This window comes from Stenotrophomonas sp. ISL-67, assembly GCF_018612915.1.
GTDB lineage: Bacteria > Pseudomonadota > Gammaproteobacteria > Xanthomonadales > Xanthomonadaceae > Stenotrophomonas.
Genome location: NZ_JAGGRL010000008.1, coordinates 75,254 through 87,943, shown reverse-complemented (window position 1 = coordinate 87,943; position 12,690 = coordinate 75,254). Strand labels below are relative to the sequence as shown.

Annotated in this window: 10 protein-coding genes and 2 pseudogenes; 7 read left to right on the top strand and 5 right to left on the bottom strand. The window is 67.5% G+C overall.

The window, feature by feature from the left end:
• Window positions 1–224 (bottom strand): annotated as a pseudogene (locus J7J08_RS10310) (hypothetical protein); the annotation flags it as partial.
• A 241-nt stretch (window positions 225–465) separates the two neighbouring features.
• Here J7J08_RS10310 and J7J08_RS10305 point away from each other — a divergent pair.
• Window positions 466–1,227 carry a UDP-2,3-diacylglucosamine diphosphatase gene (locus tag J7J08_RS10305; RefSeq protein WP_343237723.1) on the top strand — a complete coding sequence of 254 codons (762 nt, stop codon included), beginning with the start codon at window positions 466–468 and terminating at the stop codon, window positions 1,225–1,227.
• 419 nt (window positions 1,228–1,646) lie between these two features.
• Window positions 1,647–2,756, top strand: coding sequence for a metal-dependent hydrolase (locus J7J08_RS10300; protein WP_214904859.1), 1,110 nt, complete (start codon window positions 1,647–1,649; stop codon window positions 2,754–2,756).
• A gap of 42 nt (window positions 2,757–2,798) precedes the next feature.
• Here J7J08_RS10300 and J7J08_RS10295 read toward each other — a convergent pair whose 3' ends face one another.
• From J7J08_RS10295 to J7J08_RS10280, 4 genes are all read right to left on the bottom strand, one after another.
• Complete coding sequence (locus J7J08_RS10295; protein WP_214904856.1) at window positions 2,799–3,623, bottom strand: class I SAM-dependent methyltransferase; 825 nt, start codon at window positions 3,621–3,623, stop codon at window positions 2,799–2,801.
• Window positions 3,624–3,666: 43 nt separating this feature from the next.
• On the bottom strand, window positions 3,667–4,659 hold the full coding sequence (dusB, locus tag J7J08_RS10290) for a tRNA dihydrouridine synthase DusB (RefSeq protein WP_214904853.1): 993 nt from the start codon (window positions 4,657–4,659) through the stop codon (window positions 3,667–3,669).
• A gap of 401 nt (window positions 4,660–5,060) precedes the next feature.
• Entirely contained in the window at window positions 5,061–6,017 is a 957-nt protein-coding gene (locus J7J08_RS10285) for a ribokinase (protein ID WP_214904850.1), read from the bottom strand.
• Between the two features lie 25 nt (window positions 6,018–6,042).
• Window positions 6,043–7,341, bottom strand: a complete 1,299-nt coding sequence (locus J7J08_RS10280) for a nucleoside transporter C-terminal domain-containing protein (protein ID WP_214904847.1) — start codon at window positions 7,339–7,341, stop codon at window positions 6,043–6,045.
• 212 nt (window positions 7,342–7,553) lie between these two features.
• Between J7J08_RS10280 and J7J08_RS10275 the strand changes: the two genes are divergently transcribed.
• The 5 genes and pseudogenes from J7J08_RS10275 (at window position 7,554) to J7J08_RS10255 (ending at window position 12,573) form a co-directional block, all read left to right on the top strand.
• The gene (locus J7J08_RS10275) at window positions 7,554–8,528 is read left to right on the top strand and encodes an aldo/keto reductase (RefSeq protein ID WP_214904843.1); all 975 of its coding nucleotides are present in this window, start codon (window positions 7,554–7,556) and stop codon (window positions 8,526–8,528) included.
• 163 nt (window positions 8,529–8,691) lie between these two features.
• Window positions 8,692–8,889 (top strand): hemin uptake protein HemP, encoded by a 198-nt coding sequence (locus J7J08_RS10270; protein WP_068849295.1) that lies wholly within the window; start codon window positions 8,692–8,694, stop codon window positions 8,887–8,889.
• A 269-nt stretch (window positions 8,890–9,158) separates the two neighbouring features.
• Window positions 9,159–11,306: a TonB-dependent hemoglobin/transferrin/lactoferrin family receptor gene (locus tag J7J08_RS10265; RefSeq protein ID WP_285230674.1), complete on the top strand. Its 2,148-nt coding sequence runs from the start codon at window positions 9,159–9,161 to the stop codon at window positions 11,304–11,306.
• Between the two features lie 5 nt (window positions 11,307–11,311).
• Window positions 11,312–11,485: pseudogene (locus J7J08_RS10260) on the top strand (Hemin transport protein); the annotation flags it as partial.
• A 113-nt stretch (window positions 11,486–11,598) separates the two neighbouring features.
• On the top strand, window positions 11,599–12,573 hold the full coding sequence (locus J7J08_RS10255; RefSeq protein WP_214904839.1) for a DUF6607 family protein: 975 nt from the start codon (window positions 11,599–11,601) through the stop codon (window positions 12,571–12,573).
• The last annotated feature ends 117 nt before the right edge of the window (window positions 12,574–12,690 follow it).

Here is a 12,690-nt window from a genome sequence, read left to right as displayed (position 1 = left end):
GGCGCCTCGGGCGCCTCCATCGAAGCACGCGCGGCCTGGTCCAGCCGCGAGGTGAGATACCCCATGCCCACCAGCAGGCCCAGGGTCAGCGAGCCCAGCGCGGCGATCGAGATGCGCCGCAACGCCTCGCGGCGGGCCGCATGCTTGACCCGGGCTTCCATGTCGCCGGGCAGGTAGGGCTGCAGCAGCGGCCACAGCAGGCTGCCGTCCAGCACTTCCACGCTCCCGTCATCGTCCCGCCGTCAAACGGTCACCGTGCTGCCGCACGCCGGGCGCAGGCTCCCGGCCATTCAGCCGCCGGGAAGGAGCACGCGCCATGCACGCCATCGAGCAGCGTCTGCGGTATCACGGGGGGATTGCGTCGATGTCGGCCGGCCGCCGGGGGCGGTGGGCCGGCCGGCCGACAACCGGGACGGGCCGGGCCGGCTCCCTGCAGCGGGCGGCCCGGCCGCGTGGCGGCGGACGGTGTTCCTGTCCGACGTCCACCTCGGTTCCCGGCACTGCCACGCCGCCGAGCTGGCGGCGTTCCTGGGCCGCCTGCGCTGCCAGCGCCTGTATCTGGTCGGCGACATCGTCGACCTGTGGTGGCTGGCCCACCGTCGGGCCAGCTGGCACGCGGCTCACAGCGAGGTGATCCAGGCGCTGCATGCGCTGCGCCGGGCCGGCACCGAGATCGTCTACATCCCCGGCAACCACGACGCTTCGCTGCGCCAGCTGTGTGGGCTGATGCTGCCGGCCATGCGGGTGCGCCGTCGCGCCATCCACACCACCGCCGACGGCCGCCGGCTGTTGGTGGTGCACGGCGATGATTACGACGACGCCACCCAGTTCGGCGGCCTGCAGGAGCGCTTCGGCAACTGGCTGTACTACCGCATCCTCACCGGCAACCGGTTGCTCAACGCCGCCCGGCGTCGGCTGGGGCTGCGCTACTGGTCGTTGTCGGCGTTCCTGAAAAAGCACAGCGGCGCGGCCGAGCGCTACATCGAGCGGTTCGTGCAGGCCGGGCTGGCCGATGTCCGCCAGCGCGGCCTGGATGGCATCGTGTGCGGCCACATCCACCGCGCCGCGCTGGTCGAGCGCGACGGCCTGGTCTACGCCAACGACGGCGATTGGGTCGAGAGCCTGACCGCCCTGGCCGAAGATGCGGATGGGGGGTTGCGGTTGATGGATCATGAGGGGCAGACGTTGGTGCAGATGGTGGGGTCCAGGGTGGCTGCGGCGGCGTGATCCCAGGGTACGAATGGAGCGTCCGCTTCGGCCGTTGGTTGATTGATCCCGATGCATGGACGGTACGTAACAATTCGTAGCCCCGGCCGTTGGCCGGACACCGCGCGCAGCGCGACCCGAGTGTCCGGCGCCTGAAGTGCAATCGATCGTGGCCATGCGTCCGGGTGTAAAACCAGAACGAAACCGCGTATCAGGCGGCATGAACGCCCGAACGGCGGCTTCGGAACGTGTAAACGCCGGGGTGTTCGTCGCGAGCGATAACCCATCGGCTTCGGACGCTTGGGCCGCGCTGCGCGCGGTGTCCGGCCAACGGCCGGGGCTACGAACCGTTACGTACCGTCCGCAGATCGGGATCAATCAACCAAGGGCCGAATGCCGGCCACGTTCGTAAACCCTCACGCGTCCCGTACCATCGGCCGATGGATTCCCTCAGCCAGATCGTTCTGGGCGGCGCGGTCGCCGCCGCCATCGCCCCCGCCGGCCACCGCCGCGCCGCCCTGTTGGCCGGTGCTGCGCTGGGCACCCTGCCGGACCTGGATGCACTGCTGCTGGCCTTCACCGCGACCGACCCGGTGGCGCTGATGACCGAGCACCGCAGCTACAGCCATTCACTGCTGGTGCTGCCCTGGGGGGCGGCGCTGATCTGGTGGCTGTTCAAACGGTACGGGCACGGCAGGGTCGCGCAGGCACCCGCGCGCTGGTTCTGGGCGATCCTGCTGGCGCTGATCACCCATCCGCTGCTCGACGCGTTCACCGTGTACGGCACCCAGCTGTGGTGGCCGTTCACCCCACCGCCCACGATGTGGTCCAGTGTCTTCATCATCGACCCGCTGTACACGGTGTGGCTGCTGCTGGGCTGCGCGGTGGCGTGGTTCGCGTGTTCCCGCCCGCTGGCGCAGAAGGCGCTGCTGGCGGGGCTGGTGCTGAGCACCGGCTACCTCGGCTGGTCGCTGCTGGCCAAACAGCATGTCGACCGCCAGGCTGACCGCGCGCTGGCGGCGATGGGGCTGGGCGATGCGCCCCGGTTCTCGGTCGCCACGCCGTTCAACACGCTGCTGTGGCAGGTGGTGGCGATGACGCCCAGCGGTTATGTGATCGGCGAGCGTTCGTTGGTGGCCGACAGCGGCGAGATGACGTTTCGCGGTTACCCGTCAAACGTGCAGGCACTGCGCCAGGCCGCGCACATTCCCGCCGTAGCGCGCCTGAACTGGTTCAACCGCGGTTTCATGCGCGCGCAGGTGGTCGATGGCCAGCTGCAGCTGAGCGACCTGCGCATGGGGTTGGAACCGGACTACACCTTCACCTTCGCGGTGGCGCGTGCCGAAGGCGAACGCTGGGTGGCGATACCGCCAGAGCAGCTGCGCCCGGCCTATGAAGGCGAGGAGGGCAGGGCGCGGGTGAAGCGCCGCTTCGCAGCGATGTGGGAGCGCATCTGGGAGGCGCCGATGGAGGTGCCTGGCGCGGGTGCAGTACCGGCGGCGGATTCGACGCCGGCGGACGCGCCGACCGTGGATGCATCACGCCGGTAGGATCGCCGGATCGCCGGATCGTCAGCGCGGCCGCAGTGCGCTTCAATACACGGTGGCGCGTGCCTGCACGAACGAGAAGAAGAACACCGCGTTCGGATCGTTCTGGACCAGGCTGAACTCGCGGCGCATGCCATCCACCGTTTCCTGGTCGACCAGACCGGCGTCCAGCAACGGGTCGGCCGCCGACAGCAGCAGTTGTTCCCAGAAGGCCATCATCGTCTTGCGCCGGGCCGGTTCGCGGTTGTCCAGGTGGATGGTCTTGATCTCGGTATGCACGTCGCGGAAGCCACCGGCCAGCAGCAGGTTGCCGAGCTTGGCGCCCACGAACGGGTCGCCGCCGTGGTCGTACTGGAAGTCGTTGAAGGCCATCCAGTAGCGCCAGATGTGCGGCGAGTACGGGTCGAGCAGGAACGAGGCATTCATCACTTCGGTGACGTACACGGGCGAGCCGGGCACCAGCACGCGGCGCACTTCGTTGAGCACGCGAGCGGGCGAGGGCACGTGCTCAAGCACCCAGCACAGGAAGGCGGCGTCGAACTCGCGCGCGCCGAACGGCAGGTTGCCGGCGTCGGCCTGCAGCAGCGTATAGCGCTCGCTGCACCAGGGGGTCTTTTCCAGGTTCTGTCGGGCAGCGGCCAGCTGCGCTTCGCTCAGGTCGACGCCGGTGACGTGGAGCTCGGGGAAGCGGCGCAGCAGGATCTCGGTCTGGGCGCCGACGCCGCTGCCGACTTCAAGCAGGCGCTGGGCGCCGCTGTAGTCGATGCTGCTGAAGATGGACGATTCCAGCAGCCGCGCCTGGGTGACCAGACGGTGCTGTTCGGTGTCGGAGAATCCGTGCAGGTAGGTGGGGGCGGCAATCGGGGTCATGGCGGTCACGTGGCGTCGAGGCAGGCTCGACAGTGGGGGTGGATCAGGCAGCGGTCGACAGCGGTTCGCCGGCAGCCAGTGCAGAGAAATATTCGGTGGTCAGCGCAATCTGCGCATCGGCATTCTCGGCGCGGTTGACGACGGCGCGGAAGGCGGCATTCTCGGGGCGGTCCTTGGCATACCAGCCAAGGTGCTTGCGGGCGATGCGCACGCCCTGCGGTTCGCCGTAGAAATCATGCAGCGCATGCAGGTGGCCGAGCAGGATGTCACGCACTTCGTGCAGCGACGGCGGCGGCAGCAGGGTGCCGGTGGCGAGGTAGTGGGCGACTTCGCGGAAGATCCAGGGGCGGCCCTGTGCGGCGCGGCCGATCATGACGGCATCCACGCCGGTCCGGGCGAGCACCTGGGCAGCCTTCTGCGGGCTGTCGATGTCGCCGTTGGCGATCACGGGAATGCGCAGGGCGGCCTTGATGGCGGCGATGGTCTCGTACTCGGCGCTGCCGGTGTAATGCTGGTCGCGGGTGCGGCCGTGCACGGCAAGGGCGGCGATGCCGCTGTCCTCGGCGATATGGGCGATGCGAGGGCCGTTGCGGTGGTCGCAGTCCCAGCCGGTGCGGATCTTCAGGGTCACCGGCACGTCGACGGCGCCGACGACGGCGCCGAGGATGCGGGCGACGAGGTCTTCGTCGCGCATCAGGGCGGAGCCGGCCCAGGCATTGCAGACCTTCTTGGCGGGGCAGCCCATGTTGATGTCGATGATCTGGGCGCCGTGGTCGACGTTGTAGCGGGCGGCGTCGGCGAGCTGCTGGGGTTCGGTGCCGGCGATCTGGACGCTGATGGGGTCGGGTTCGCCGGCATGGTCCATGCGGTGCAGGGACTTGCGGGTGGTCCAGAAGCGCGGGTCGGAGATGGTCATTTCAGACGCGGCCAGGCCGGCGCCGAGCCGCTTGCACAGCAGCCGGAACGGCTTGTCGGTGACACCGGCCATGGGGGCCAGCACCACATTGGGCTGAATCGTGTAAGGACCAATCTGCATGCCGGGCATTGTAGTGCCGGCCCATGGCCGGCAACCAAGCAAACCCCTGCAATCCGGCCCCACATTCAGGCCAATCCGGAAGGCTCTGATGCCATACGGGCATCAACAGATGCTTGACGGTTGCTTCCCACGCCCCCAAGGCTGCGGGATGTTGGACGGTTGGGTGGGTAGCCCCGGCCGTTGGCCGGACACCGCGCGCAGCGCGGCCCAAGCGTCCAAAGGCGGTCACGCAACGATCGCGACAAGCCATCCGGCGTTTACAACATCCGAAGGCGCGCGTCAGGCGTTCATGACCCTGAAACAAAGAGCAGCCGGCCAACGGCCGGCGCTACCGCGCGCCCAAACAAAAACCGGCACTTTCACGCCGGTTTCCGTTGTGTTGCCTTGCCTCGGCTGCGGCCTTACACGTCCGCAGGCGTGAAATGCGGCATCGCCACGGCGGCGCCTTCCTTCTCCGTCGACTTGCCGGCGAACTGGTTGGCGAAGCGGACGTGGCGGGTGAAGGCGGCGTCCGGGTCCTGGGCCAGGGAGGCGACCAGGGCGCCGTTGAAGGCGTCGCCGGCGCCGGTGGTGTCGAGCACCTGGACCTGTTCGGCGCCCACACGGTAGTAGGGCTGGGTGTCGCCGCGCAGGTTCTCTTCGGCGTGCGAGACGAACACGCCGACCGCGCCGAGGGTGACCACGACGGTGCCGTTGCCGACCAGCATGCGGCACAGCGCGTGCAGGCTGGCGCCGTCGAGGGCGGCGACGTCGTCGGCGTCCACGCGTTCGCCGACATGGCGCCCGAGCAGGGCGGCGAATTCGGTTTCGTTGGGCGTGAGGATGTCGGCGAGCTTGAGCAGGCCGATGCTGGAGGGGGCGTCGGCCGGGGCGGCGTTGAGCACGGTGGTGGCACCGGCTTCGCGGGCGATGGCCAAGGCGGCTTCGATGGTTTCGACCGGGGATTCGAGCTGGGCCAGCACGACCTTGGCACCGGCCAGCAGGGCACGCTGCTGTTCGATGTAGGCGGTGCTGAGCGCGGCGTTGGCGCCGGGGCCGATCACGATGGTGTTGCGGCCACGGCTGTCGACGTAGATGCCGCCGGTGCCGGTGGGCTCGGTGCTGGCTTCGGCGCTCAGGGCGAACCCGTCCTGCTCGGCCAGGCCGCGGGCCATGGCACCGCCGGCGTCATTGCCGAGGGCGCACAGGAAGGTGGTCGGGGCGCCAGCACGGCGGGCGGCCACGGCCTGGTTGAAACCCTTGCCGCCGGGGCCGGTGCTGTAGCGGCCGGCGATGGTCGCACCCGGTGCCGGGAGCGATTCGCAACGCCACACATGATCCACGTTGAAGGAACCGACAACGACGACACTGCTACTCATAAAGACTGTTTCTCGGGAACGGATATCAGCTGAAATGCGTCAGCACGCCGGCAATGGTCGCCGTCATGAAGGTGGCAATGGTACCGCCCAGCACGGCGCGCAGGCCGAACTTGGCCAGGTCGTGGCGACGCTCCGGTGCCAGCCCACCAATACCACCGATCTGGATGGCGATCGAGCTGAAATTGGCGAAACCGCACAGGGCGTAGGTGGCGATCAGGCGGCCTTCGGCCGACAGCGACACGCCGGGCACCTGGCCGTTGACGATTTCCGACAGTTTGGAATACGCCACGAACTCGTTGATGACCACCTTCTGGCCGATCAGTGAGCCCACGGTGGTGGCATCGGCCCAAGGGGTGCCGATCACCCAGGCGATCGGGGCCAGCAGGTACCCGAAGATGGTCGACAGGTCGGTCGGGCGGCCCAGCGCGGCCTGCAGGCCGGTGATTTCACCCAGCCAGGTCAGCGGCGCGTTGAGCAGGGCGATCAGGGCGATGAAGGCCAGCAGCATGGCGCCGATGTTCAGGGCCAGCTTGAGGCCGTCGCCGGCGCCGGCGGCGGCGGCGTCGATGATGTTGCTGGAGGTCTTCTCCACCTCCATCTTCACGGTGCCGCGGGTCAGCGGGGTGCCGGTTTCGGGCACCAGCAGCTTGGCCACCACCAGGGTGGCCGGGGCGGCCATGATGCTGGCGGCCAGCAGGTGCTTGGCGTAGAAGGCCTGCTGCACCGGGTCGTTGCCGCCCAGCATGCCCACGTACGCGGCCAGCACGCCGCCGGCGATGTGGGCCATGCCGCCGATCATCATGGTGATCAGCTCGGACTGGGTCATCTTGGCGATGTAGGGGCGCACGGTCAGCGGCGCTTCGGTCTGGCCGATGAACACGCTGGCGCAGACGCTGGTGGTTTCCGCACCGGACACGCGCATGACCTTGGTGATTGCCCAGGCCATGCCGCGCACGATCAGCTGCATCACGTTGAGGTGGTACATGACCCCCATCAGCGCCGAGAAGAAGATGATCGTCGGCAGCACCTGGAAGGCGAAGATGAAACCAAACTGGTTGGTGTCCATCAGGCTGCCGAAGATGAAGCGCGAGCCTTCGTTGACGAAGCTGAGCACCTTGACGAAGCCGTCGCCCAGCAGCGAGAACGCTTCGCGCCCGCCGGGCATCAGCAGCACCACCGCAGCGAAGGCGATCTGCAGGGTGATGCCGGTCAGCACCAGCCGCCAATCGACGGAACGCTTGTTGTTCGAGAACAGCCAGGCGATGCCGATCAGCACTGCCAACCCGAACAGGCCGAAGCCGATCCTGCCCAAACCTTCGACCATGAGACTTCCCTTGGGGCGCCGCGAAAAACGGGAAGCCTAGAGCAGCGGCAGGGGCGGGGCAAGGAAAAGCAGCGTCCATGCCCCGATCGGCCTCGATCGGGCAAGCAACCGCAAGGGTCCGGGCGGTGGCGGCTACACTGGCGGGCCGCACCGGGGCGGCGCCCCGGCGCAACCCAACACGTTCAGATTTCCGTATCCCGCAGGAGAATCATATGCATTACCGCCGCCTGGGCTCGTCCGGGCTGAAGCTGTCGGCCTTGTCCTTCGGGGCGTGGGTCACCTTCGGCGACCAGATCAGCCGTGATGAGGCCCGCAACCTGGTTGCCTGCGCCTGGGACCATGGCATCAACTTCTTCGACAACGCCGAGGGCTATGCGCGCGGCCGCGCCGAGCAGGTGATGGGCGATGTGATCGCTGACCTGCGCCTGCCCCGCGATGGGGTGTGCGTGTCCAGCAAGGTGTTCTTCGGTGCGGTGGACGAGCCACGGCCGACCCAGCATGGGTTGTCGCGCAAGCACGTGACCGATGCCTGCCACGCCGCGCTCAAGCGCCTGCGGGTGGACTACCTGGACCTGTATTACTGCCACCGGCCGGACCTGGACACGCCCATTGCCGAAACCGTGCTGGCCATGGATACCCTGATCCGGCAGGGCAAGGTGCTGTACTGGGGTACCTCGGAGTGGTCGGCGACGCAGATCCAGGAAGCGGTGGCGGTGGCGCGCAGCCACAACCTGCACCTGCCGACGATGGAACAGCCGCAGTACAACCTGCTGCACCGCGAGCGGGTAGAGCGCGAGTACGCGCCGCTGTACGCCGACCCGGGGCTGGGCACCACGATCTTCTCGCCGCTGGCGTCGGGCCTGCTGAGCGGCAAGTACAACAGCGGTTTCGACCCGGAATCGCGGCTGGGCCAGGCCCAGATGGGCTGGCTGAAGGAGCTGGTCCTGGGCGAGTCGGCCGGGCAGCGCCTGGACAAGGTGCGTGCCTACAGTGCACTTGCCGCCGACCTGGGCCAGTCCCCGGCGCAGCTGGCCATCGCCTGGTGCCTGCGCAACCCGAACGTGTCCAGCGTGATCCTCGGCGCCAGCCGGGTCAGCCAGCTGGAGCAGAACCTCGGCGCGCTGGACGTGCTTGAGCAGGTAGCCGACGCCGACTGGAGCAGGGTGGAGGCGATCTTCGCCGCATGACGTAACCGTGCGTAGAGCCACGCAGGGCGTGGCCCTACCGATAGATGTCGCCTATCAAAAAAAGAAAATCAATCATAAATCTCATCAATGAACATGAGAATGGTTGTTGATTGTGAACTGAGAATCATTATCATTTATCTCGTCCCTCGCACGAGTCCAGACAATGAACACTCAAGCCGCTGTACTGCTGCGCCCCGAAACGCTGACCCTCCGCGACCGCCCGGTCCGCGCCGTTCCGGCTGAAGAAGTGATCGACAGCGAGGCCCTGCTGAAGGGGCGTCGCGAAATCCTGATCCAGCACGGCGACCGTTTCTATCGCCTGCGCCACACCAGCAACGACAAGCTCATTCTGACCAAGTAGTGCCGGCTGCTGGCCCGCGCCAGACGTCCCCCGGCCCGCCTCCCCCACGGGGGTGCGTCCGCGCGGCCGCGCGGATGTGGCCTCCGGGTCCTGCTGCCAGTCGTACCCCTCTCTCCCCCTCGGCACGTCGCCTGCGACCGCATGGTCCCCGGCGTCGGTCGGGGGTCTCCTTCCGCGTCAAGCCGACCCTGTCAACCACCATGATCCATCTTCCTGCTCTGCCGGCCAGAGGCCGGCGCTACGGCTTGTCTGTATGGCTGGCGCTGCCCATGGCCGCGCACGCCGCCGCCCCCGCCAGCCCCGACGCCGCCAACGCGCGCGACTTCGACCGCGTGCAGGTCACCGCTACCCGCACCGAGCGTGCGCTGAGCGATGTGGCCGCCACCGTCGATGTGATCGACCGCGAACAGCTGGACGACCACCTGGTGCGCAGCATCAAGGACCTGGTCCGCTACGAACCGGGCATTTCGGTGACCAGCAGCCCGGCCCGGTTCGGCCTGGGCGGCTTCCGCATCCGTGGGCTGGACGGCAACCGCGTGCTGATCCAGACCGACGGCATCGCCATGCCCAAGGCCTTCAACATCGGCAGCTTCGCCGACGCCAACCGCAACTTCACCGACCTGGAAACGCTCAAGCGGGTCGAGATCGTGCGTGGCCCGGCCAGCGCGCTGTACGGCTCGGATGCGCTGGGTGGCGTGGTCGCCTTCGTCACCAAGGACCCGGCCGATTACCTCAAGGAGGGAAAGAACCGCTACGTCGGCCTGAAGTTCGGCTACGACGGCGAATGGAACGGCCTGCTCGGCAGCGCCACCACCGCCTTCGGCGGCGACCACTGGAGCGGCATGGTGAATGTCACCCATCGCCAGGGCCAGGAAACCGAGAGCATGGGCGATGTGCGCAGCAACGACCGCACCCGCACCGCCGCCAACCCGCAGGACCGCGACGGACGCAGCGTGCTCAGCAAGCTGGTCTACGCGCCCAGCGAGGACCAGCGCTTCCGGCTGACCGCGGAAGGCAACGAGGACAGCGTGGACACCGACGTGCTGTCGGCCATCGACCACACCACCACCACCGGCATGCAGGCGCGCGACCACCAGACCCGCGCACGCGTGTCGTTCGCGCATGAGATGGATAAGCTGGCCGCCGGCTTCGCCGACAGCCTCTCCTGGCAGCTCTACCGGCAGGACAGCGAAACCACCCAGCGCACCGACGAACAGCGCGCCAACCGCACCACGCGGCATCGCGAATTCAACTTCGACCAGCGCGTGTACGGCCTGCAGGCCGCCTTCCACAAGGCCCTGCAGACCGGTACGGTCGAGCACGCACTGACCTACGGCTTCGACGGCACCTGGACCGAGACGCGCCAGAAGCGCGACGGCTACCAGGTACTGGCCAATGGCCAGACCAGCACCACGATCCTGCCCGATGCGTTCCCGGTGCGCGATTTCCCGATCAGCAAAACCACCGAGCTTGGCCTGTACGTGCAGGATGAAATGCGCTTTGCCGATGGCCGTTTCTCGCTGGTGCCAGGCGTGCGCGTGGACCATTACGAACTGCGCCCGGAGGTGGATGCCATCTTCGGTGAGGACAACCCTGGCGTGGCCGTCTCCGACCTGACCAAGACCAGTGTGTCGCCGAAGCTGGGCTTGGTGTGGCGCTTCGCCGATGCCTGGTCGTTGTTCGCCGGTTACTCGCACGGATTCCGCTCGCCGCCGTACAACGACGTCAACCTGGGCTTCACCAACGTGATGTTCGGCTACACCGCCATTCCCAACCCGGACCTCAAGCCCGAAACCAGCGACGGCCTGGAACTGGGCGTACGCTTCCTGACGCCGGCGGCGTATGTGAGCCTGAGCGGCTACTACAACGACTACAAGGACTTCATCGAGTCCCAGCGCCAGGTCGGCATCAACCCGCAGGGGCTGATCGTGTTCCAGTCGCAGAACATCGCCGATGCGGAAATCCATGGTGCCGAGCTCAAGGCCGGTGTCGACTTCGGCGAACTCAGCACGGCGCTGGCCGGCTGGTCGTTGAACGGCGCGGTGGCCTGGTCGCGTGGCCAGGACAAGACCGAAGACGTGCCGCTGGAATCGATCGATCCGCTGCGCGGCACGCTCGGCGTGGCCTTTGATCGCGAAACCTGGGGCGTGGAGCTGCTCGGTACGTTCGCCAAGCGCAAGGACCGCATGGCCAGCGCCACCGCGTTCCGCCCCGCAGGTTACGGCGTGCTGGACCTGGTGGCGCACTGGGACTTCGCGCCCGGCGCGAAGATCAACGTCGGCGTGTTCAACCTCGGCGACCGCACCTACATCGACTACTCGGCGATCACCTCCACGCTGGCCACCAGCAGCACGGTGATCGACCGTTACACCAACCCTGGCCGCAACGTGTCGGCCAGCCTTGCCGTGAGCTGGTAGCCATCATGAGCCGAGCCCTTTCCGCACTGCAATCCACCGACCGGTACCTGCGCCCTGGCCAGCTGCCCTCCCCGGAACAGCTGGCGGAACTGGGCACCGTGCTGTGCCTGTACCGCCCCGACAGCAGCGAGCTGGGCGGCTGGAAACACGCCGTCTCCGCCCATGCCTGCCAGGGCGTGGCCGCCAGCCTGGCTTCGCTGTCGACGCTGGGTGCCACCGCCGCGCGGCGCATCGCGCGCGCAGAGGGTGCCCACCTTTCCCCCATTCGACATTCCTGAAGAGACCCGAGCAGATGAAACCCCAGACAGCCAGCGCGAAGCCACGCAGGGCGTGGCACTACGGTTCTGCGTGGTTGCTGCTTGCCAGCAGCGGCATCGCCCACGCCCAGCCCTCCGACCTGCAGCGCGACCACGCCAGCATCCTGGCCATGAAGGGCGAGTACATCGTCGATTTCGCCTTCGACGAAACCGTACTGCTCAAGCCGGGCTATGAGCGTGCGCCAGCCGTGCGCAGCGGCGGCAATGAAGTGGTGATCGTGATCGAAGACCGTCCGGAACGGATCGTGCTCCAGCACCTGCTGGTGGATGGCAAGAGCGGCCACGTGACCAAGCATTGGCGGCAGGACTGGGTGTACCAGGCCCCGACCCGTTTCGAGTTCAGCGCCGACCAGACCTGGCAGGTGCGTACGATCGACCCGGCGGTAAACGCCGGCGCCTGGACCCAGTGCGTGTATGAAGTCAGCGATGCGCCGCGCTACTGCGGCACCGGCAAGTGGGACTACAGCAACGGTGTGGCGACCTGGACCAGTGACCTCAGCTGGCGCCCGCTGCCACGCCGCGAGTACACCCGCCGCAGCGATTACAACGCATTGGCGGTGGTCAACCGGCACACGCTCACGCCCAACGGCTGGACCCACGAACAGTTCAACACCAAGATCCTGCGCGGGGCCGGCGGCAGCCAGCAGCAGATCGCGCGCGAGTTCGGCTTCAACGACTACAACCGCACCACCGAGGTCGATTTCAAGCCCGCCTACGAATACTGGAAGGCAACGGCCGACTACTGGGCGAAGGTGCGCGCGCGCTGGGACGGCTTCCTCGGCCAGGCGCCGGGCGTGCACCTGAAGACCAAGCCGGACGGCATGGCGATGATCATCCCGCTGTTCACCCAGGCGCAGGACCTGCAGGACGGCAAAAAGGTGAAGGATGCAGACATCGACAAGGTGTTCAGGCAGTGGGTCGAAAAGGCCCCGGCCGAAACCGTTCGCTGATCGAATCCCGCTGACTCCCTGCGTAGCGCCACGCCGCGCCCCCCTGATTGCGGGGCGCCTTTGCATTGAGCGCGTCGCCACGCGCCCATATGCCACCGCATGGTGTCGGGACATGAT

Bases quoted from the DNA above. Each gene is read 5' to 3' on its own strand.
- J7J08_RS10280 (WP_214904847.1), bottom strand. From the start codon at position 7,341: ATGGTCGAAGGTTTGGGCAGGATCGGCTTCGGCCTGTTCGGGTTGGCA.
- J7J08_RS10270 (WP_068849295.1), top strand. From the start codon at position 8,692: ATGAACACTCAAGCCGCTGTACTGCTGCGCCCCGAAACGCTGACCCTC.
- J7J08_RS10255 (WP_214904839.1), top strand. From the start codon at position 11,599: ATGAAACCCCAGACAGCCAGCGCGAAGCCACGCAGGGCGTGGCACTAC.
- J7J08_RS10275 (WP_214904843.1), top strand. From the start codon at position 7,554: ATGCATTACCGCCGCCTGGGCTCGTCCGGGCTGAAGCTGTCGGCCTTG.
- J7J08_RS10295 (WP_214904856.1), bottom strand. From the start codon at position 3,623: ATGACCCCGATTGCCGCCCCCACCTACCTGCACGGATTCTCCGACACC.
- J7J08_RS10285 (WP_214904850.1), bottom strand. From the start codon at position 6,017: ATGAGTAGCAGTGTCGTCGTTGTCGGTTCCTTCAACGTGGATCATGTG.
- J7J08_RS10300 (WP_214904859.1), top strand. From the start codon at position 1,647: ATGGATTCCCTCAGCCAGATCGTTCTGGGCGGCGCGGTCGCCGCCGCC.
- dusB (WP_214904853.1), bottom strand. From the start codon at position 4,659: ATGCAGATTGGTCCTTACACGATTCAGCCCAATGTGGTGCTGGCCCCC.
- J7J08_RS10265 (WP_285230674.1), top strand. From the start codon at position 9,159: ATGGCCGCGCACGCCGCCGCCCCCGCCAGCCCCGACGCCGCCAACGCG.